18 protein-coding genes and 2 pseudogenes are annotated in these 21,181 nt (G+C 67.9%); 6 read left to right on the plus strand and 14 right to left on the minus strand.

The features are described 5' to 3' along the window. Positions 1–80: 80 nt before the first annotated feature. From MKL09_RS29205 to MKL09_RS29235, 7 genes are all read right to left on the minus strand, one after another. Positions 81–461, minus strand: coding sequence for a hypothetical protein (locus MKL09_RS29205; protein ID WP_244025446.1), 381 nt, complete (start codon positions 459–461; stop codon positions 81–83). A gap of 117 nt (positions 462–578) precedes the next feature. Next, a complete protein-coding gene (locus MKL09_RS29210; protein WP_244025447.1) occupies positions 579–929 on the minus strand; it encodes a hypothetical protein in 351 nt (116 codons plus the stop codon). Between the two features lie 52 nt (positions 930–981). Next, positions 982–1,305, minus strand: a complete 324-nt coding sequence (locus MKL09_RS29215; protein WP_244025448.1) for a hypothetical protein — start codon at positions 1,303–1,305, stop codon at positions 982–984. 17 nt (positions 1,306–1,322) lie between these two features. Beyond that, entirely contained in the window at positions 1,323–1,670 is a 348-nt protein-coding gene (locus tag MKL09_RS29220; RefSeq protein ID WP_244025449.1) for a hypothetical protein, read from the minus strand. Positions 1,671–1,682: 12 nt separating this feature from the next. Continuing rightward, complete coding sequence (locus MKL09_RS29225; protein WP_244025450.1) at positions 1,683–2,507, minus strand: hypothetical protein; 825 nt, start codon at positions 2,505–2,507, stop codon at positions 1,683–1,685. Then, positions 2,504–3,139, minus strand: coding sequence for a GcrA family cell cycle regulator (locus tag MKL09_RS29230; RefSeq protein WP_244025451.1), 636 nt, complete (start codon positions 3,137–3,139; stop codon positions 2,504–2,506). The genes MKL09_RS29225 and MKL09_RS29230 overlap by 4 nt, the downstream gene beginning before the upstream one ends. Beyond that, the gene (locus MKL09_RS29235) at positions 3,136–3,381 is read right to left on the minus strand and encodes a hypothetical protein (protein ID WP_244025452.1); all 246 of its coding nucleotides are present in this window, start codon (positions 3,379–3,381) and stop codon (positions 3,136–3,138) included. Before MKL09_RS29235 ends, MKL09_RS29230 begins: the two co-directional genes overlap by 4 nt. 376 nt (positions 3,382–3,757) lie before the next feature. Between MKL09_RS29235 and MKL09_RS29240 the strand changes: the two genes are divergently transcribed. Beyond that, the gene (locus tag MKL09_RS29240; protein ID WP_244025453.1) at positions 3,758–4,273 is read left to right on the plus strand and encodes a hypothetical protein; all 516 of its coding nucleotides are present in this window, start codon (positions 3,758–3,760) and stop codon (positions 4,271–4,273) included. Positions 4,274–4,328: 55 nt separating this feature from the next. Here MKL09_RS29240 and MKL09_RS29245 read toward each other — a convergent pair whose 3' ends face one another. Beyond that, entirely contained in the window at positions 4,329–4,640 is a 312-nt protein-coding gene (locus tag MKL09_RS29245) for a hypothetical protein (RefSeq protein ID WP_244025454.1), read from the minus strand. Positions 4,641–4,980: 340 nt separating this feature from the next. Between MKL09_RS29245 and MKL09_RS29250 the strand changes: the two genes are divergently transcribed. Both MKL09_RS29250 and MKL09_RS29255 read left to right on the plus strand, forming a co-directional pair. After that, positions 4,981–5,403: a hypothetical protein gene (locus MKL09_RS29250; protein ID WP_244025455.1), complete on the plus strand. Its 423-nt coding sequence runs from the start codon at positions 4,981–4,983 to the stop codon at positions 5,401–5,403. Between the two features lie 27 nt (positions 5,404–5,430). Further along, the gene (locus tag MKL09_RS29255; protein WP_244025456.1) at positions 5,431–5,571 is read left to right on the plus strand and encodes a hypothetical protein; all 141 of its coding nucleotides are present in this window, start codon (positions 5,431–5,433) and stop codon (positions 5,569–5,571) included. Between the two features lie 205 nt (positions 5,572–5,776). Here the strand turns inward: MKL09_RS29255 and MKL09_RS29260 are convergent, their stop codons facing one another. From MKL09_RS29260 to MKL09_RS29280, 4 genes are all read right to left on the minus strand, one after another. Further along, positions 5,777–7,594, minus strand: a complete 1,818-nt coding sequence (locus MKL09_RS29260; RefSeq protein ID WP_313901214.1) for a response regulator — start codon at positions 7,592–7,594, stop codon at positions 5,777–5,779. A gap of 807 nt (positions 7,595–8,401) precedes the next feature. Beyond that, positions 8,402–10,963 (minus strand): histidine kinase dimerization/phosphoacceptor domain -containing protein, encoded by a 2,562-nt coding sequence (locus MKL09_RS29270; protein ID WP_244025457.1) that lies wholly within the window; start codon positions 10,961–10,963, stop codon positions 8,402–8,404. Beyond that, positions 10,960–11,421, minus strand: coding sequence for a response regulator (locus MKL09_RS29275; protein ID WP_244025458.1), 462 nt, complete (start codon positions 11,419–11,421; stop codon positions 10,960–10,962). The genes MKL09_RS29270 and MKL09_RS29275 overlap by 4 nt, the downstream gene beginning before the upstream one ends. After that, on the minus strand, positions 11,418–12,536 hold the full coding sequence (locus MKL09_RS29280) for a histidine kinase dimerization/phosphoacceptor domain -containing protein (RefSeq protein WP_244025459.1): 1,119 nt from the start codon (positions 12,534–12,536) through the stop codon (positions 11,418–11,420). The genes MKL09_RS29275 and MKL09_RS29280 overlap by 4 nt, the downstream gene beginning before the upstream one ends. A 320-nt stretch (positions 12,537–12,856) precedes the next feature. Between MKL09_RS29280 and MKL09_RS29285 the strand changes: the two genes are divergently transcribed. From MKL09_RS29285 to MKL09_RS29300, 3 genes and pseudogenes are all read left to right on the plus strand, one after another. Next, entirely contained in the window at positions 12,857–15,241 is a 2,385-nt protein-coding gene (locus tag MKL09_RS29285; protein ID WP_244025460.1) for a PAS domain-containing protein, read from the plus strand. 216 nt (positions 15,242–15,457) lie between these two features. Further along, a pseudogene (locus MKL09_RS29290) lies at positions 15,458–16,255 on the plus strand (alpha/beta fold hydrolase). After that, entirely contained in the window at positions 16,252–17,913 is a 1,662-nt protein-coding gene (locus MKL09_RS29300; RefSeq protein ID WP_409567005.1) for an ATP-binding protein, read from the plus strand. Before MKL09_RS29290 ends, MKL09_RS29300 begins: the two are co-directional and overlap by 4 nt. Before the next feature lie 321 nt (positions 17,914–18,234). Here the strand turns inward: MKL09_RS29300 and MKL09_RS29305 are convergent, their stop codons facing one another. Next, a complete protein-coding gene (locus tag MKL09_RS29305; protein WP_409567007.1) occupies positions 18,235–20,574 on the minus strand; it encodes a GAF domain-containing protein in 2,340 nt (779 codons plus the stop codon). Next, positions 20,551–21,018: pseudogene (locus tag MKL09_RS32440) on the minus strand (PAS domain-containing protein); the annotation flags it as partial. The gene MKL09_RS29305 and the pseudogene MKL09_RS32440, both read right to left, overlap by 24 nt. Positions 21,019–21,181 lie beyond the last annotated feature (163 nt).

Below are 21,181 nucleotides of genomic sequence, written 5' to 3' on the forward strand. Positions count from 1 at the left end.
GGGAGGCCGGCCCTCGGCGAGCACCGTCCCGGCTGGCGGGGCTCGCGAAGGGCCGGGGCTGGTGCCCCGGCGGTTAAGGTTCAGAATGGGATGTCGTCGGGGTTCGCCATCCGCTCGGCGAACGGCCGGGTGTCCCGGGACGGGTCCTCCCAGGGGCGCAGATCGCTGCGGTAGCCGACAAGCTGCGCGACGTGGCGGTAGAGGGCCTCGGCGCCGTGGACAATTTCGTCAGTGGCGGCAGCGTCGTCACTATCCCCGACCAGCGCCTCCATGACGCTTTGCTTCTGGCAGAGACGCAGGAGCTGCCTCAGGTCGTCGAGGTACCCGAGCTCCGGGCGGTCCAGCCCCAAGGGGCCGTGCACCGCGTACATTGTCGACGCGGGGGTGATGCAGTGCTCGGTGCCTTTGAACCCTGCCTCCTCGGCAAGGTCGTCGAACGGTCCGTTGCTTAGCCTATCCACGGGGTGGCTCCTGACTGTGTGGTGGGGTCGTCGATCGAGGGAGGCCGGCCCTCGGCAGGGGCGCCCCGGCTGGCGCACCTGCGAAGGGCCGGGGCGCGCGCCCCGGCGTCGTAAGGGTCAGTCCGCGTAGTTGCCGTGCCCATCCATCGCGCGCGGCCAGTCGCCGTAGGACTCCTGCTCAGCCCGCTGGCAGGCCACCGCATCCCAGATGTCGGCATCGAGGCTCCACAGCTGGTCGTGGATCTGCTTCTCGTGCTCCTCAGCCTCTTCCACGCGGGCCTCGGCACGCTCCTCGTTCGTCCAGCAGATGCCGGGGCACGCATCGAGCTCACCGTTGACCGCGGCGATCCGCTCGGCCTTGGCCTCACGGTAATCTTTGCGGGCCACCTCCAGGGCGGCGACGGCCTTGAGGTGCTCGGCGGCGAGGGTGCGGCGGTAGGCGCGCTGACCGGTGACGTAGTCGGACATGGTGGGTCTCCTGCGGGAGGTCCGGATCCGCCCGGCCTCTTGGTATAAGAATTTATACCTCGTTAACCGGATTGCAAGCGGTTTGATATAATTTTCTATATCGCTCGTTGTCCGCGTCCCGGCGGGCCTGCTGCGCCACCAGGAAAGGGTGCATGTGCGGGATCTCCAGCTCGGGCCGGGCGAGCACCGCATGGCAGGCGCATCGCAGGTCCTCGATGGACCGGACGTCCCCGAATCCCTGCTGCCGGACGTGCTGGATCGCTTCCGGCAGGCGGCGGGGCTCGGTCCCGAAATGGCCGTAACGATCGTAGACCCTGAACACGTTCAGGTAGTGCTGGGCCGCCCGTCGCTGCGCTCCGCCCGCCTGGACGGCCATCCGCTCGGCGATGCAGTCTAGAAAATCCCCGGGTGTGACCGCGCTATCTGCGGCGACACTCCGAAAGGGGCCGGGGGCGGGCCCTCCCGACCCGCCATCGCCTTGAGGGTATCCAGCGCATCCGGGGTGGCCGCCTCAACGCCGCCATGGCGCCGGACGAAATCGCGGACGTGCTGCACGGGGGGCGCCACGACCTCGACCGTGGAGCCGTCAATCGGGATCCGGACGTGCGCCAAGAGGCCGGCCGGGCCCATGGCGATGTCAGGATACGCCATCGTCAAGACCAGCGTGCCGTCCCGATCCTCGACGTGGAAAAGAGTGCTGTCCTTGCACTCTATGAAGGGAGTGTCGGCCATGCGGGACATGATGCGGGCTCCTCAGATCAGGGTGCCGAGGGCGTCGGCGTCATCGCCGGGCAGAGGGATGATGGCGGGACGATTCACCGTGGCGTCGTGCAAGCCGCAGTTCAGGGCATGGCCCCAAATCGTGAGCCGATCCCGGGTGAGCTGCAGGCGGTGATGCGCGTCGCGAACAATGTCGGCGGCGTTGTCCAGGCGCTTCCCGACGTAGGCGCCCTCGATATGACCGCTCGCAGCCCAAGAGGCGGGGATGAGGAAGTCCGGATCCGAATCAAGGATCGACCGCACGTAGACCGCGATCGCCTTGTCAGCGCGCTCGCGCGCCTTCCTGTCCGCCGTAGCGGCGCACCTGGCCCGCCGGGCTTCCAGGGCGTACCGGGCCGCCTGCTGCTCGGGCGGCAGTCCACGAATCCGGATGACGCGCCGGTTCCGGCCGGTGCCTTCTCCGGCGTACTGCTGCTCATGGGACAGGAGGCGCCACCCTCTCTCCCCATCGGGACCCTGCTCCTCGACGACGAGGCGTAAGTGGAGCCACTTCCTGACTTCCCTGCCCGCATCGATCCATGGCGTGACATGTGAGATCAGGTAGCGATAAATTCTTGGCTTGAACCGTTCGGTGCGCGCAGCGAGCTCGCGCTCAACAATCGATTTCATGCTAAGCCAGTTATCACCAGCATAGAGAGCGATCGCCGAACAATTGATATCGTCAGCGCAATTATTAATGGTCTGATGATCGATTACCCCGCGGAGCCCTAATTCAAATTGGGCATCGTAATGCCGCGTCTGCGTCTGCAAACGGACGGTGCCGAGACTAAACATATCGAGACCTATACCGCCGCTCATGCTACTCTCCGGTTCTGGTGGGGGACAAAGACGCGCGGCCGAACCGCCTGCACGCAAACGAGACGGTGCCCGGGGCACCAGGGACTGTCGGGTGCGGTAGGATTCCCGCAGTACAGCGTGGGCAGCACGCGCGGATCGCCGCAGATGTAGCGACACTGCCCATGCCGGGCGTCCAGCAACGGCACGTCGAGGGACGGCAGCACATCCGCGGTGACCTGCTGCACCGCAGGGCGCGCGACGGGGGCCGGGACACCGGCAGGGCGGCGCGCTTGGTACGGGAGCGGCACCGCCGGCCGGGGGCGGGCCTGCTGCGCGACGGGGGGAAGCCCGCGCTGCTCGCGGCGCCGCGCTTTGTAGCGGCGGTCACGCTCGCGCTCCCGCTCCCGGACCCTCTCCAACTCGTCGGCGCTCAACGCGGAGCGCAGGCGCGGCGCGCGGCGGTCGTGTGTAACGTTGTTTCTGTTCGGCCCGTTGAAGGATTCGCCGCTGCGATTCATCCGGCAGATGACGGCGTTGTGGGAGATCTCGCAGTCCCACTCCTGCGAGATGATCACCGCGATCTCCCGGCTGGAATGCTTGCCGGCTTTCCAGAGCACCTTGCAGCGCTCGATATTCTCTTGGGTCCACTTCATGCGGACGCCCCCTCGATGACGAGGGCGGTGCGCACGCCGACGGCGCGGAGGAAGGACCGGCCCAGCGCCTTGCGGCCCGACAGGATGCTCGAAAGGTTATTGGCGTTCAGGCCGTGCCGGAGGGCGAAAACCCTCTGGGACCCGGCCTCATCGACGCCGCGGCGCAGGAGCGCGACGACATCGATCTCGGTAACAACGCGAGCGGGAGCGCTCGCGCAAACGGGTGCGCTCGAAGAGGCCACTTGCTCCTCCAAGTATTCGGGGGGTGGACGGCCTCACTGGGCCGGTGACGTTGAGATAAAGCCAGACTCGCTGGCTCGCAAGGCCGCGAGTCGGCTTTGAGGCGGCTTTAGCAGGAGAAATCGGCCGTACACGTTTCTTCACAAAGTCCAACTTGTGAAGAAACGTGTACGCCGCCCTAGGAGAGAGGGGTCAAAATCCTTTCTGTCGCGGCCCAAGTGATCCGATTTGCACCCAAGCCTTATCCACAATGAAGTCCCCTGCACGGATTACTCCAAAATCCGTGCAGGGGACTTCACCCGTTCCATGGTGACTTTCAGGCCTACGCATAGAATCCGTAGATCGGGGCCGACGGCCCCACGGGGACGGGAGGACACGATGCGTTTTGTGCTGGCCTTACTGAGGGCCCTGCTGTCGATCGCGACGGCGCCCCTGCGGATGCTCGGGATCGGCGGCCAGCCGATGACGCCGGCGACGATCGCCGCGGCCGCGATGCATGCCGAGCTTGATGAGGACGGCGATGACGAGACCGAGGCTCATCCGCTCGGCGAGCTGATCAGGCAGTGGGCGGACCGCCGCCGATACGGCGCGCAGCCGGGCGCCCCGGCGCTGGCGCCCCTGCCTCCGCTCGTCGCCGCGTGGCTCGGAGGCATGGATCGGAGCCAGCTCGCGCTGGTGACCATGACGCCGGCGGCGATGCTTGAGCGACACGTCGCGGCCGGTCCGGACGGGCAGCTCAAGAGCTCGCTCGGCCTCGTCGTCCCGCAGCCGGATGTACCGGCCCTGCCGGCGAACGACGATGCCCCCGCCCGGACTGCCGGGCGGGTTGAGCCTTCGCTGGACGAGGTGCTCGCGGAGCTGGGCTACACGCCGTGGTTGCGCTACCGCGGCTGACAATTCAGCCGGGCCGAGACGACCGACCCGCCGGGGGCAGCCCCGGCGGGTTTTCTTATGCCCGGCGCACGGTCCGCAGGATCACCGCCAGGGCAGCCTCGGCCCGGTCTGCGCGCGCGTTGGCTGCGGCCAGCTCGTGCGCCAGCACGGCGGATTCCTGACGCGCCGTCGCCACCTCGGCCCGTACGGCTCCCAGGGCGCGGCGGGTGCGGACGAGCTCGACGCCGAGGTCGTGGGTTGCCTCCAGGTCGGTGGCGCGCTGCTCGGCCCGGGCCGCGGTGAAATCCTGGATCGCCATGTTGACCAGGCCGAAAGCCTGAGCCCCGCGCCCGGCAACGTCGGCCATAATGTGAGCGGTGGGGGTCATGGCATCTCTCCAAGCGGGCTGATCTCGCCCCACCATTTCGCGCCTGGGCGGGACTCCCCGTCAAGAATTTGGATCGGCCGTCCACATTTTTCGGTAAACAATGTCTTTCGGGGTTGTGCCTTGCCCTGGGCGCCCATTTAAGGCCGACGTGCGCCCTATCTAGCCTTCCACCCCTGACACCTATCCCTGTCGATATTGGACTTCTGCCCAGATCGAGACGGGCCACCTGTTCAGACCACGATGGATACCCTACCGTTACTTCCGTCGAGAGAATCGCAGTTCTAGACATGCTCGGGGTTCGGGGGTTGCCCGTTGCACGGCGGGGCGCGACCGTCGCGGGATGCTCCAGATCGGCCTCACCCTCGACGTGGCGAACTATGACCGGGACGTCGACCTTGCGATCCGCGAGGCGGTCCTGCTGCAGGTCGCGGGATTCCTGAACCGGCTCGCCGAGGCGGCCCGGGACGCGGTGCAGGAGGCGATGCGCTCCGGCCTCGACCGGCCTGCGCCCTTCACGCTCCAGGGCGTGAAGGTGATCCCGGCCCGATCCAGCGGATCTGGCATGGACGCGATCGTCTTCATCGCAGACCTGCAAGCCGGGTATCTGGACCTGCTCGTGACCCCTGGCGTCCGCACCGCGGGGGACCCCGGCACGACACGCCTCGGCCCGCTGGTGCCCGGGCCCGCCGCCCCGCGGGACCGGTTCGGGAACCTGCCCCGGGGCTACATCGCCGAGGTCATGCGGCAGCCGAACGTCGCCTGAGTCCATCTCCGGCCGCGGGTGCCGCCCGTGCTCATTCGCCGGCTCCCGAACGACCGCCTGGAGGTCCTCGCGGTCATCGCCACCGAGACGCACTACGACACCGTGCGGCCGCCCTTCTTCGACATCGTTACCGAGGCCGTGGAGAAGGCTTCTCGCGACATCGCGTGACGTCCCGAAACCCTCGGAGCAGCGTGGTGATGGCGATGTTCAGAGCAAGGCGAAGATTACGAGGGGCATAGTGGCCTCTCGCAGTTGCAGAGGCTCGGGCTGCGACCTGACCAACCCGGAAGCCTACGACCACTCGATGGCCCAGATCCCACCGGAGGACATCTACCAAAGCGACGAGGGCCCGACGGCGGATCTGCTCAGCGCATCACGCGTAGTGGTGTCCGGTATCGCTGACCATCGCCTGAACTTTCGCCGCGAGCGCATCGAGGGCGAACGGCTTGTTCATAATCTCCATGCCCGTCGCCATGCGGCCGTTCCTAACGGCTGCGCTCGCCGTGTAGCCTGTCAGGAACAGGACCCTCAGCATGGGGCTGTGTACGCGCGCCGCGTCGGCGAGCTGGCGACCGTTCATGCCGCCGGGCAATCCGACATCGGTGAGAAGGAGATCGATGCAGGCGCGGGATTCGATGATCCGCAAGCCAGCCTTCCCATCCTCGGCTTCCAACACGCTGTAGCCGAGTTCGGATAGCGCCTCGACGATCAGCATCCTCAGCGCGATCTCGTCTTCGACCACAAGAACGACGGTGCCCGCCTCAGCGAGCGGTAGGCTGGATACCGCGCTTGCCATCTCGATGCTGTCCACCGGTCCGCGGTGCCGCGGCAGGTAGATCGACACCACGGTTCCTTCCCCGGACTCGCTTCCCAACAGGACATGGCCACCAGATTGTTGGACGAAGCCGTAGATCATCGACAAGCCGAGGCCGGTGCCTTCGCCCAGGGGCTTGGTCGTGAAGAACGGCTCGAACACCCGCGCGATCACCTCGGGCGGCATGCCGGTGCCTCCATCCGTTACGAAGAGGCCCATGTACTCGCCCGGCGGCACGCTCCCCGGTGCAGTGTCGGCACCGTCGTGCGAATGCGGGACGATGCTGTTCCGGCTCTCGATCGTGAGGAAACCGCCATCGGGCATGGCGTCGCGTGCGTTGATCACGAGGTTGAGCATCGCGTTCTCAAGCTGGTTCGGGTCGCACAGCACCGGCCAGAGATCCGCCGCGAGCCTGGTCTCGACTGCGATCCCGGGCCCAACGGTCCGCCGGAACAGATCCTCCATGCCGGCGACCAGCCTGTTCACGTCGGTCGCCTTAGGATCGAGCGTCTGACGTCGCGAGAAGGCGAGGAGCCGATGGGTCAGCGCCGCGGCCCGGTCGACCGAGGTCATCGCCATGTCGATGTAGCGCGCCGCCTCCGACGCGCGGTCCTGGGCGATGCGTGTCCGGATGAATTCGAGGCTGCCGGAGATGCCCGCGAGGAGATTGTTGAAATCGTGGGCGAGCCCCCCGGTCAGCTGACCGACGGCTTCCATCTTGAGCGATTGGCGTAGTGCCTCCTCAATCCGTCCGCGCTCCTCGGCCTCCGCGTGAAGTCTGGCGTTGGCATCGGTCAGTTCGCGGGTGCGTTCGGCGACGCGATCTTCGAGAACGGTCCGTAAGCCCGCCTCCCGATCCCGCACCTCGCCGACGACGCGGATGCGGTCCACGGCACCCGCGATCAAGTTGGCATAGCTGCGCAGGAAGAACGTATCGCTCTCGGTGAACTGGCGCGGAACGTGACTGTCGATCTGGAGGATACCAAACGGCGGTCTCTCATGGCCGCCGATGATGAGAACGTTGGCCACCGCCCTGACACCGTTGTCGATCAGGAACTGCGAGTAGCGAAACCGCGTCTCCGTCGCGATGTCGGGGGAGATCATGGGCTCACCCGTCCGCAGCGCGTGCCCTTCCGACGTGTCATGCTCGGCGGTGATCGTCGCTTTTCCGATGACGCCCGGCCTCCACCCAACCCCCGCGCGCACGCGAAGGGTCTTTCCGTCCTCCTGCAACTCGACGACCTTGGCGAGATCGGTCCCGAGAGCTTCCCCCGCCAAGCGGCAGGCCTCCGTCAAAATCTCATCGAGGTCATCAGATCGGAGAGCAAGCTCCCCAAATCGGGCGAGCGTTGTTTGTTGGCGAAGGAGCTCCTGCAAGCCCTTCGATCTGATCCTGCTCAAAATTCACGTCCTCAAAACGCGCGTTCAGGTGCAACGTACATGGAGAACGTCTGTTCAATCATGGCGTCGAAACGACGGGGAAACCGAGTTAATACCTTATCTAGACAATAATAATATCATCATTTGATAGACCTGATACACTGTTCATCCTGCGCCGCTGAGCAAAACCGACGGCCCCTCACGCAATACGTCCAAATCCGGCGGGTGCCGGTGGTGAGATGCAGCACCGTAGTCGTTCGCCTAATACCAACGCCCGAGGAGGCCGTTGGTCTGAACTATGGCATCCAAATCACTCGGACCCGTCTGCCGACAGCGTCCGCTCTACAGATATCTAGGTCGGAAGCAGCCGGGCCGAAATCACTCATCCGGTCATAAACCTTTGCCTTCCATACTAGCCTACAAGCGGACGTTCCGAATATCCGAAAGGGGTCGTGAGTGGGCTCGGCGACGGTGCCCGCTTTCTCGCATCGCTGCCCCAAAGCGGACCAGCTGAAAACCACCCGCCGCGGTCGTAGCTCATCCTCCGCCAAGCTGCCGCGAAGCGGACTTTCCGAGGCTTGCCAAGGGTCGCTGTCGGAACGTCTGGACCAAGGCGAAGTCCCAGGGGCCTGGCTTATTGGTTCGTGGCCATGCCGGGGCACCACCTCCACCATCCAAGCCCCCGGCAGCCGACGCTTGTCTCCGCCCTGTCGGGCGATGCGCCGAGGCGCCGGCGCCCTGATGTGTCCGCCGGGCGCTTCCGGCGCGAGGGGTGATGTGACGGGCCGCAAGACGCCCCCGCCGTCAGGCGTGGACGGTGAAGCACGCCCCGGGCGTGTTCGCCACCTCCAGCCTGGCGTCGATCTGGTCGAGCATGGCGCGCACGAGCTTCATCCCGAGCCCCGTGCCCTTCGGCTTCCGCTCGGCCCAGCCCTCGGGCAGGCCCTCGCCGTCGTCGCAGACCCGCACCCGCACCCGGCCGTCGCCCTCGTCGCGGACGCTCACCTCGACGTGGCCTTTCCCCGCATCGGTGGAGGCGTATTTGAAGGCGTTGGTCACGAGCTCGGTGGCGATGAGCGAGAGCGCCACCGCCTTGCGGTAAGGCACCATCACCTTGGCGTCGGCGGTGATGCCGACGGTCTGGCCGTCGCCGGCCATCCCGGAGAGGTCACGGCAAAGGACCTCGATGGTCTGGCCGAGGTCGACGTCCTCGACGTTCTCCGCCTGGTACAGGCTGTCGTGGACGCGCGCGACGCTCATCACCCGCGCGGACGTCTCGGCGAAGGCCTGCTTGGCGTCCGGGTCCTTGGTCTGGCGCTGCTGCATCTGCAGGAAGGCCGAGACGATCTGCAGCGAGTTCTTGACCCGGTGGTCGATTTCCCGGCTGAGCACGTCCTTCTGCTCGAGGGCCCGCTCCTTGTCGGCGAGCAGCCCGGTCAACTCGTCGATGGTTCGGCGCTGGCGCATTACGATGCCCTCGACGACCTGGGCGAGCGAGGTCGCGAACGACACCTGCCATTCGGCCCAGGGCCTCGACATCCCGCGCCGCTCCTCGACCCAGCGCTCGAACGACCGTCGCGGCAGGACCGGGGCCGATCCGCTGCCGGCCGCCAAGGGCTTGCGCGGGGCGCCGCCCCAGGAGACGGTGCTGGGCACCTCGGGCCGGAACCATAGAAGCAGGTTGCGTCGCGCCTCGTCGACGAAGACCGCAACCACGCCGCTGGCCCGCTCGGCGAAAGCCTCCGCCGGCGGGTAGGCCACGGCCATGGTATGGGTGCTGAATCCGGTCTCCTCGGGAGGGCGGTTCGCCAGCAGCCAGTCTCGCAGGGCGAGGACCGCGTCCGGTTCCGGCGCCAGCCCGACGATGGCGACCGTCCCGTCCGAGACCACGGCCGCCCCGCCGGCCTCGAACAGGTCGAGCATCGTCGTCTCCCCCGTCGTCAGCGCGGCGACGTAGTCGTCGGACCGGGTCAACTGACGCACGAGGCGTCCCTCGGCGGCGAGATGGGCCTGCTGGGCCTCCCAGAGGCGGCGTCCCTCGATCTCCTGCACCCGCATGGCCAACGCCTCGGCCAGCAGGCCGGCCGCGGTGCGCCCTTCCGGCGGCACGTAGTGCGGTCGCCGGTGATGTCCGATCAGCAGTCCCCAGAGAGCGCCGTCCACGATGATGGAGGCCGACATCGAGCCGTTGACGCCGAGGTTGCGCTGGTACTCCAGGTGGATCGGCGAGAGCGAGCGATGCTTGGCGAAGGTGAGGTCGATGGGCTGCCCGGCCAGGTCCGCATCGCCGATGAGCGAAACCGGCTCGGCGTCGCGGTCGGTGACGAACCGGCTCCGCGACCGCAGGTAGAGGGCGCGGGCCTGGGCGGGGATGTCGGAGGCCGGGAAGTGCAGCCCGAGCAGGGAGCGGGACCAATCCGCGACCTTGTCCTCCGCGATGGCCTCGCCGTTCCAGTCGGCGTCGAAGCGATAGACGAGGACGCACTCGAAACCGGTGACCGCACGGACCTCGTTCGCGGTCGCCTCGGCGACCTCGGCGACGGTGCGGGCGGCCCGCAGCCGCGCCACGGAGACGCCGGCGTCGTACGGGTGGGCCGGACCGAAGTCACCCGGCCGGTCCGGGACGGCCTCCAGCTCGACGAGGACACGGTCGGCGTGCGCATGCGCGACCGCGAGGAACGCGGCCCCCTCGGCCGAGTCCAGGCACAGCGTCCCGCAAACGGTCCGCCCTTCGGCCAGGCCGTTTGCCGCGTGGGCCTGACGGACGCGCGCGACGAACCCGGAGGGGAGGATGCCATCCAGCGTCCCGCCGACGAGCGTGGCGCTCCGATGCGGGAAGGCGTCCCCGACGTTCGCCGAGTGCGCGACGATGCGCAGGTCGCCGGGGTCCGCGACGAGGAGGACTGCATCCGGCTGGACCGAACCGGGGATGTGGATCGGCTCGCGTTCGCACGCGGTGACGTCGACCGGCTCCGCACGCTCGCGGCGTTCGACGACGACCTCGGCGGCGGCGTGGGCCGGGACGGATGCGACCGCGACCATGTCGACCCGGTAGCCGTTCGACTGCCCCATCGAAGCCACGTGCAGGTCCAGGCACATTGGCCCCGTATCGCGGTCGAGGCCGAAGCGCCCGCGGACGTCGACGTGGCCGCGGCGCACGCCAGCCAGGAACCGCCCCCGCCCGCGCGGGACGTCGGCGCCGGGCACGAGGTCCTCGAACAGCCGTCGCCCCGCCAAAGTCACGGTGGATTGCCCAAGGAGATCCGCAGCGGCGGGATCGGCCTCGATCACGATGCCGGCGTCGTCGATGCGGACGATTCCCGCGGGTGGCCGGGCGCCGACCCTCGATGGTGCGTCCCCGCTCATGCGCCGCCTGCCGGGAGGACGAGGCCGTGACGCTCGATGTACCACGGAGCAAGCCGCACGCCTTGCGGCGGGGGTGATCCCGGCGGTGGCCGCCTCAGGCATTCCTCAAGGAACGGCAGCGCCGCCCCGAACACGCTCTCCGAGAACGGCTTGGGAATGACCGCGGCCGCGCCGTCGAGGTCGTCCGGCAGCTCGCGCGCGTTCGCCGTCATGAACACCACCGTCAGGCCGGCGACGCCGCGCATGCCCCGGGCGGCTTCCAGTCCGGAGGAACCGTCCTTCAGGCGCAGGTCGACAAAGGCGATGTCGGGCCGGGTCTCGACGGCGAGGGCGATGGCCTCGTCCCGGGTCACGGCCGTGCCGACCACCTCGTGCCCGGCTTCCTCAAGGAGCATCTCGATCTGCATCAGGATGAGGGTCTCGTCCTCGACGACGATAATGCGCAGGGGTGGGGTCATGCCGAGGCCGCCTCCGCGGCCGGTCCATGCGGCAACCGGATGGTAACGCGGGTGCCGCGCCCCATCGGCAGCCACTCGACATCGGCGTCGAGCTGCCGCGACAGGCTCTTGATCAGGCGCCCGACCAGGCCGGACCCCGAAGGCGCCTCGGCGCTTCCCGTGCCGTCGTACATCACCTCGACCCGCACGTCCCGGCCATCGGGGCGCGTGACCAGGCCGAGGCTTCCCTCGCCCTCCGCGGCGATGGCGGGCCGGAGCACCTCCCGGACGACCTCGTTCAGCATCAGCGCCACCGGTTGGGCCTTCGCGGCGGGGAACAGCGCCGCCTCGGTGTCGAGGCTCAGGTGGATGTCGGCGCGCCCGCTCGCCTGCACCAGGTCCGTGGCGATGGCCCTGGCGCATTCCGCCACGTCGAAGCGGGTGGCGTCGGCCGTCTGGTAGAGTTGCTTGTGCACGGTGCCGAGCGCCTCGACCCGCTCCTGCATGGTCCGCAGCGCCAGCCTCGCCCTCGGGTCCTCCATGGCCCGCGCCTCCATGCCGAGGAGCGAGGCGATGACCTGGAGGTTGTTCTTGACCCGATGGTCGACCTCGTGGCCGAGCAGGGTCCGGGCCTCAAGCGCCTGCATGAGCTCCCGCGTCCGCTCCGCGACCTGGCGCTCGACATCGGCCTTCTCGGTGCGGATGCGAAGGTCCGCGTCGATGCGGTCGGTGACGTCGAGCTGCGAGGCGAAGAAGTACAGGAGCTCGCCGGCCTCGTTGACGACCGGGCTCATGTAGAGCGCGTTCCAGAAGGTCGTGCCGTCCTTGCGATAGTTCAGCAGGTCCACGGCGATGTCGCGCCGTCCTTCGATGGCCTCGCGGATGCTCAGGACATCGCCGCGGTCGGTGCCGGGTCCCTGCAGGAACCGGCAGTTGACCCCCATGACCTCGGTGCGGTCGTACCCCGTCATGCGCAGGAACGCGTCGTTGACGAAGACGATGGGATTGTCCGGGAGGCGGGGGTCGGTGATGACCATCGCCATGCGGGTCGCGCGGATGGCGGCGGCGAACGGGTCGCCCTTGCCATGCTCGGCCTGCAGGCGGTCGGTCAGGCGCCAGGCTTCGTCTGCTTCCATGCTCTCAGGGTTTTCCGGATCGCGCTGTCGCGCGGCTTGGGGAAGCGAGGATCGAAGGCCCGCGGCCCACCTTGCCACGAGCGCGCAACCTATCCGAACCGACCGTGAACGGCAAAGCCTGGGACCCCCGCGGGTCGAATGGTCCCTGGGCTCCGTCCGGCACCGGAGGCTGGGTGCGACGCATCGGCCCAGGTCCACATGGGGCTGTTCACGTTGTATCCTCCCGCCCCCGCCGCCAGACCCCGGAACGCATATTGAAAACGGCCGATCACGGACCCGAGGCGCCGGGCGCGAACGCGTTCCCTCCTGGAAAGGGCGAGATGGCCGCCCTGATGCGCGCCCATGATTGGCGACTGACCCCGCTCGGGCCCTCGGCCGGCTGGCCGACCGCGCTCAAGGTCGCGGTGAACCTGATCCTGAACTCCCCCGAGAACATGTTCCTCGTCTGGGGACCCGAACTCACGTTCCTGTACAACGACGGCTACCGGCCGATGCTCGGCCTACGCCACCCGCGGGCGCTCGGCATGGCCATGCCGGAGATCTGGCCCGACGTCTGGCAGGACATACGTCCCCTCGTCGAGAAGGCGCTGGCCGGCGAGGCCAGCCGGTTCGCCGACATGCCCCTGACGATGACGCGCTTCGGCGTGGAGGAGTCGACGTGGTGGTCGTTCTCGTACGCGCCGCTGTGCGACGAGACCGGCGCGGTCCGCGGCATGTTCTGCGTCACCAACGAGAGCACGCAGCGTATGCTCGGTGAGCGGAACCTGCGGGCGAGCGAGGAAGAGCTCCGCCTCGTCACGGACGCGCTGCCCGTGCTCGTCGCCCGGATCGACCCCAACCTCGTCTACCGGTTCGCGAACCGCGCCTTCGAGGAGTGGTTCTCGGTCGCCCCGGAGGGCGTTATCGGGCGCAACGTGCGCGACGTCATCGACGCCGCCGCCTTCGAGGCCCGGCGTCCGGCCTTCGAGGCGGTGCTCGCGGGCGAGCCGACGCGGATCGAGCTGGATTGGACGTTCCCGGACGGCCGGCACCGGGTCGCCGACATCCGCTACATCCCCAGGCGGGCGGCGGACGGGACGGCCGACGGCTTCTACGTGTTCGTCCTCGACGTCACCGACCGCAAGCAGGTCGAGCGCCTGCTGCTGGACGCCAACCGCAGCCTGGAACGGAGCGTCGAGGCCCGGACCCGCGACCTCGACCAGGTCTGGCGGTTTTCGCGCGACATGCTCTGCGTCGCCGGCCTCGACGGACGCTTCGTCAACCTCAACCCCGCCTGGACGGAGACGCTCGGCTGGTCCGACGAGGAACTGACGGCGGTCGCCTTCATCGAGCTCGTGCATCCCGACGACCGGGAGGGCACCAACCTCGCGATGGGCGGCCTGATGCGGGGCGAGGCCGTCACCGGCTTCGAGAACCGGTACCGGCGCAAGGATGGCGACTACCGCTGGCTGTCCTGGAACGCCGTGGCCCGCGACGGCCTGATCTACAGCGTCGTCCGGGACGTCACGGCCGAGAAGGAGCAGGCCGCCCTGCTCGCCGGTGCGGAGGAGGCCCTGCGCCAGTCGCAGAAAATGGAGGCCATCGGCCAGCTGACCGGGGGCGTGGCACATGACTTCAACAACCTGCTGACCGTGATCAAGTCGTCGAGCGACCTGCTGAAGCGTCCGGACCTGTCGGAGGAGCGCCGGCTCCGCTACGTCGGGGCGATCTCGGACACGACGGACCGGGCCGCCAGGCTGACGGGGCAGTTGCTCGCCTTCTCGCGGCGGCAGTCGCTCAAGCCCGAGGTGTTCGACGCCGGCCGGTCCCTGGCGGCCATCGGCGACATGGTGGGCACGCTGACCGGATCGCGCATCGTGGTCGAGGTCGTGATGCCGGAGGGCGTCTGCCTCGTGGACGCCGACCCGAGCCAGTTCGACACGGCGTTGGTGAACATGGTGGTCAACGCGCGCGACGCCATGGACGGGGAAGGCCGGCTGACCATCACGGCCCGTGAGGAATCGGGTATGCCGGCGATCCGCTCCCATCCGTCGGAGACGGGGGACTTCGTCGCCGTGTCAGTGTCCGACACCGGTTCGGGCATCGCCCCCGGCGACATCGGCCGGATCTTCGAGCCCTTCTTCACGACGAAGGCGGTCGGACAGGGCACCGGGCTCGGCCTGAGCCAGGTCTTCGGCTTTGCCAAGCAATCCGGCGGCGAGGTGCTCGTGGAGAGCGAGCCCGGACGCGGGACGACCTTCACCCTCTACCTGCCCCGGGCGTCGGGAAGCGTGACGTCCGAGGGGGCGGTCGTCGAAGCGACGCCCCTCGTCGACGGGCACGGGACCTGCGTGCTGGTGGTCGAGGACAACCTCGACGTCGGCGCCTTCGCCACCCAGACGCTGGGCGAGATCGGCTACGGTACCCATTGGGTTGCGAACGCCAGCGAGGCCCTGGCGGCGCTCGCCGGGAAGCCGCACGCCTACGACGTGGTGCTGTCGGACGTTGTCATGCCTGGCATGAACGGCGTCGACCTCGGGCGGGAGATCCGGCGACTGCATCCCGACTTGCCGCTGGTGCTGACCAGCGGCTACAGCCACGTCCTTGCCCAGGAAAGCGACCACGGCTTCGAGCTCCTTCGGAAGCCCTACTCGGTCGAGGCCTTGTCCCGCATCCTGCGTCGGGCGGCCTCGAAACGCCGGCATCGCAGCGCGGCCGCGGAGTAGGCGCGACCGGGAACACCGGTCGATGCCTGATTTCCGCAGAGCGCAGCCGCAGGCGCATCGTTGACAAACTTCTTTCCCGAGCCTCGGGTCTGCCTCGACGATACGTTCGATTCCGGGTCACGAAACTTTTTGGGTCTCAATCCGTGCAGGCTCCGTTGCCGAGGATTTCCTTCCCGCAGCGTCACCCGACCGGTGCCATCATGGATCAAGGTCAAGATGTCGGTTCTCGGAAGGAATAATGTCCAGACCCGCGGCCTGGGGGTCGGCGCGCGCGCGATGGTGTTCGCCCATGGCTACGGCTGCGACCAGAACATGTGACGCCTCGTCGAGCCGGCCTTCCGGGACCGGTTCCGCACCGTCCTGTTCGACCATGTCGGCGCCGGCGGATCGGACCTCTCGGCCTACGACCCCGCCAAGTACGCTTCCCTCGACGGCTACGCCTCCGACCTGGTCGAGATCGGACGCGAACTCGATATCTCCGGTGGCGTGTTCGTCGGCCACTCGGTGAGCGCCATGGTCGGCGTGCTCGCGTCGAAGTCGGCCCCGGAACTCTTTTCGGACCTCGTCCTGGTGGCGCCGTCGCCCTGCTACATCGACGACGGCGATTACGTCGGCGGCTTCAAGCGGGAGGAGATCCACGAGCTGCTGGACTTCCTCGACAGCAACCCGATGGGTTGGTCGCAGACGATGGCCCCGGTGATCATGGCCAACCCCGACCGACCGGAGTTGGCCGAGGAACTCGCCAACAGCTTCTGCCGTACCGACCCCGGGATCGCCAAGGCGTTCGCCCGGACCACCTTCCTCACCGACAGCCGTGGCGACCTCGACGGCATCGAGGCGCGCTGCCTGATCCTCCAGTGCCGCGAGGACGTGATCGCACCCCGTGCCGTGGGCGAATACCTGCATCGAACCCTTCCCGGAAGCGAGTTGGTCGTGATCGATGCGGAGGGTCACTGCCCGAACCTCAGCGCCCCGGACGCGACGGTCGCGGCCATCGAAGCCTTCATTCGATGAGCCTCCCCGGTGCCTTGCCCGAAACCGACGATCTGGAGGACCTGTTCGAGAACGCGCCCTGCGGGTATCTGTCGATCGGATCGAGCGGCCGCATCACCCGGGTCAACCGTACGTTCTCGACCTGGATCGGATACGGCGCCGAGTACCTAGTGGGCCGCCGCGTCCTCGACCTGCTGACCGTTCCCGGCAAGATCTTCTACGAGACCCAATTCGCGCCTTTGCTGCGGATGCAGGGGCACTTCGACGAGGTCGCCTTCGACCTGCGCCGCGCCGATGGTGGCGTCCTGCCGGTGCTGGCCAACGCCGTCGCGCGCATGGACGAGAAAGGCCAGGTCCGGTTCATCCGGATCACGGTGTTCAACGCCTCGAAACGGCGTCGCTATGAGAGCGAGATCCTGGAGGCGCGCAGGGCCGCCGACCGGGCGAGCGCCGACCTGCGTGACCTCAACGCGACGCTGGAAGCCCGCGTCGCCGATGGAATCACAGAGCGCCTGAAGATCGAGGAGGCCCTGCGGCAATCGCAGAAGATGGAGGCCGTCGGGCAACTGACCGGAGGCCTCGCGCACGATTTCAACAACCTGCTCGCCGGCACCTCCGGTAGCCTGGAACTCATGCAGACCCGGATGGGCCAGGGGCGGCTCACGGAACTCGACCGCTACATCAACGCCGCCCAGGGCGCGGCCAGGCGCGCGGCCGCCCTGACGCACCGGCTCCTGGCCTTCTCGCGCCGGCAGACCCTCGATCCCAAGCCGACCGACGTGAACCGACTGGTCGGCGGGATGGAGGATCTCGTCCGGCGCACGGTCGGCCCGTCCGTCGCCATCGAGGTGGTCGGCACGGCCGGCCTGTGGCCGGCCCTGGTCGACCCGCCGCAGCTTGAGAACGCGCTGCTCAACCTATGCATCAACGCCCGCGACGCGATGCCGGATGGCGGCCGCATCACCATCGAGACCGCCAACAAGTGGATGGACGAGCGCGCCGCCGCTGAACGTGATTTGGCGCCGGGTCAGTACCTCTCGCTCTGCGTCACCGATACCGGCAGCGGCATGCGGCGCGAGGTGATCGAAAAGGCGTTCGAGCCGTTCTTCACCACCAAGCCGACCGGACAGGGCACCGGCCTCGGCCTGTCCATGATCCACGGCTTCGTGCGTCAATCGGGAGGACAGGTCCGGATCTATTCCGAGATCGACCAAGGCACCACCGTGTGCCTCTACCTGCCGCGCCACCAGGGAGACGCCGAGGTCGACGCCGCCGCAACCGCGGCCGTCGAATATCCGCGCGCCGAACGGGGCGAGACGGTGCTGATCGTCGACGACGAACCGACCGTGCGCATGCTGGTGACCGAGATCCTGGAGGACATGGGCTACGGCGCCATCGAGGCGTCGGATAGCGCATCGGGCCTGAAGGTGCTGATGTCGGACGTGCGCATCGATCTGCTGGTGACGGATGTTGGGCTGCCCGGCGGGATGAACGGCAGGCAGATGGCCGACGCCGCCCGGGCGAGCCGGCCGGATCTCAAGGTGCTTTTCATCACGGGGTACGCCGAGAACGCCGCGGTCGGACATGGGCATCTCGCCCCGGGGATGCGGGTTCTGACCAAGCCCTTCCCGATGGACGCACTGGCTGCCCGCATCAAGGAGATGACGGCGGTACCTTGATTGTCGCCGCTATGCCGGAAAGGACATGGACGTCGGCGAGGCTCCATCCTCCTGGAAGCCGCCTCGCATGGCATCGGTTGATCTACCCGGCCGATGCGGACGTCTCGAAAGGAGAGGTTGGTCACGAAAGCTTAGGGTTGGGCCTGGGACCGGCTGCCTGGTAGGACGGGCGGCCGGCAAACGCTCGACGCCGGTCGCGTCTTCCGGCCGAACCTGGGCCGCCATCGACGGGACGACGACTTGCAGCCGTTCGATGATCGAGGCGTCGCGGATTCGAGGTAGGGCTCTCCGACGTCGACAAGCCGGGAGACCGTCGAGGCGTTACCGGCCCATGATGCGTTTGCGCCGTTGCCAAGTGGCCACCTTCCTCAGGAGGCGAGAGAGCTGCTCGACCGAGTACGGCTTGTGCAGGAGTTCGAATCCATAGGTGCCGTTCTGGGCCAGGACGTGGCTGTAGCCGGAGGCGAGAAGCACCGGGAGGTCGTGGTGGGTCTCGCGGATGTGGTGTGCGAGGTCGATGCCGTTCATGCCGGGCATCACCACGTCCGAGAACACCACGTCGAAGCGTTCCGCGTCCTTGGCGAGCTCGGCCAGCGCCTCCTCGGCGTTGGCGGCCCAGACGGTGACGTAGCCGAGTTCGGCCAGGGTCTGGGTCGCGAACGTCCCGACCTCGGCATTGTCCTCGACCACCAGCACGCAGGTACCATGTCCGTCCATGAGGGGTTCGGGCTCGCTGCCGTCGACGGGGCGTACGGCCCCGGTCATGCGCGGCAGGTACAGCGTGAAGGTGCTTCCCTTGCCCAGCTTGGTCGCCACCGTGACTTCGCCCCCGGACTGCTTGGCGAACCCGAACACTTGCGACAGTCCAAGACCCGTTCCCTGTCCGACGCCCTTGGTGGTGAAGAACGGTTCGAAGATCTGCGTGAGCCGGTCCTCGGGGATGCCGCTGCCGGTATCGGTGATCGACACAGCCACGAACGCCCCCGGGACGGCGGCGTGGGCCCGCACGGCCGGCATCTGATCGACGGCCTGGACGGTGATGGTGAGTTGGCCCTCGCCGTCCATCGCGTCCCGGGCGTTGACGGCCATGTTCACCAACGCCGTGTCGAACTGGCTCGGATCGGCGTTCAGGAAGCAGGGATCGTCGGGAAGTTGGGTGACGATCCTGACCCGGGAGCCGGTCAGGGTTCCCATCATGCCGCCGATGGCCCGCACGCTCTCGCAGGCATCGAACACCTCGGGTTTGAGGGATTGCCGTCGCGCGAAGGCGAGGAGTTGCGACGTGAGCTTGGCGGCGCGATCCACGGTATCTGAGATCGCCCCGACGTAGCGCATGCGACGGTCCTCGGCGAGGTTCGGCCGCTTCAGCAGGTCGGTCGACGACTTGATGACCGTGAGCAGGTTGTTGAAGTCGTGCGCGACACCCCCCGTCAATTGGCCGACGGCTTCCATCTTCTGGGAGTGACGGAGCGCATCCTCGACCGCCGCCCGCTCGGCCGTGGCCTGCGCGATGCGCTGCTCAAGGCTCCCGTTCAATTCCTTCAGGCGAGCCTCCGCCGCCTGTCGTTCGGCCAGGTCGTGCTGCGCCCGCTCGAACAGCCGCGCGTTGTCGATGGCGATGGCGGCCTGCGCGGCGACGGCCACCATGAGGGTCTCGTGGCGCGGCTGGAACCGTGCCGTCTCGGGATGCCCGAAGAAGAGGCCGCCGAGTACTTCTCCCGAGCGTGACGCGACCGGGACCGCCAGGTAGCTGCGCACGGGCAGATGGCCCTTCGGCATGCCCTTGTGCGGGGTGTTCCTGCCGTAGCGACCGTCCGTGAGGATGTCGTCGGATCGCACCACGCCCTCGCCGCCGAAGGTCGGTGCGAAGACCGAGGTGTTGCGGGGCATCGGGAACTTGTCGAATTCGGAACGGTCGACGCCCGAGAGCGTGTAAAGCATGTAGCTTTCGCCCTTCGGGTCGAGGACGTTGTAGAAGAACGCCCCGAACTGTGCGCCGGTGAGGTCGACGCCGGCGTCGGTGACCATCTGCACCACCCGTCCGAGATCGAGCTCGGCGGCCAGCACCGTCCCGATCCGGTTCAGGGTCTCCAGCGTCCGCCGTTCCTCCCGGAGGGCGTCCTCGGACCGGGACCGCTCCACCGCCGCCCAGGTGCGTTCGGCCGCATCCCCAAGGATCCCGACCTCTTCCTCCGTCCATCTGCGGGTCTTGCCGCTCAAGGCGTAGAGCAGGGCGACCAGCCTCCCGTCCTTGACGAGCGGCGTGTTCAGGAAGGCCCGCGTCCCGATGGCGGCGTAGGCGCCGGCCGCGTCCGGGGGCGTAAGGGGGTCCGCATCGATGTCCGGGATGCGCACCGTACGTCCGGCTCGTAGCTCGGCGCCCACGGCGGGGCCGTACGCGTCGAGGACGTGGTGGCCCGCGGCGCCGGCGAAGCCGGGGCCCGTCCAATCGCGCTCGATGAAGGTCCGCTCCCCCGTCGCGTCCGCCTCCGCGTACCCGACGCAGTCGACGCCGAGGTAGGGGCCGAGCGTCGCGCAGGCGGCGGCCTTGATGTCGGCCGGATGGCTCAGAGGGCGCAAGGCGTCGTCGAGAATGACCCGGAACGCCTGCCTGCGCCGCGCCTGGACCTGGCGCGTCGTTTCCGTGCAGGCGCAGAACATGCCCGCGATGGTGCCGTCGTCCTCGTGGATCGGGGAGTAGGAGAAGGTGAACCAGACATCCTCGTCATATCCCTTGCGGGTCATGACGAGCGGTAGGTCCTCAAGGAAGGTGGCTTGCCCCTGCAGGGCTTTCCGGACGAGCGGCTCGATGTCGCTCCAGATCTCGGACCAGACGGCCCGGAACGGGCGGCCCATGGCATCGGGGTGCCTGGTCCCGAGGATCTCGACGTAGGCGTCGTTGTACAGGAACCCGAGGTCCGGCCCCCAAGCCAGGAACATCGGAAAGGCGGAACCCAGCATCAGGTTCACGCTCATCCGGAGGGAAGGCCCCCAGGAGGCAGGCTCGCCGAGCGGTGAATGGGTCCAATCGAGCGCACGCATCAGCGCACCCATGTCGCCGCCGCCGCGCAGGAAGCCATCCGCGGGCTTCGATGGCTCAGGCATCAGCGTCGCACGTGACCCGTCCAGCACCCCAAGTCCCTTTACATGTCCCTCACCAAGGCGGGACTCCACGAGTATGCGCGTTGGAAACGGTCTTGCCTCGACTCAGTCGGGCATCCGATGCCGACCGAGAACCGGTGGAGCGGTCGAAAATAGGCGAAAGCGG

This window comes from Methylobacterium sp. J-048 (assembly GCF_022829515.1).
Taxonomy (GTDB): Bacteria; Pseudomonadota; Alphaproteobacteria; order Rhizobiales; family Beijerinckiaceae; genus Methylobacterium.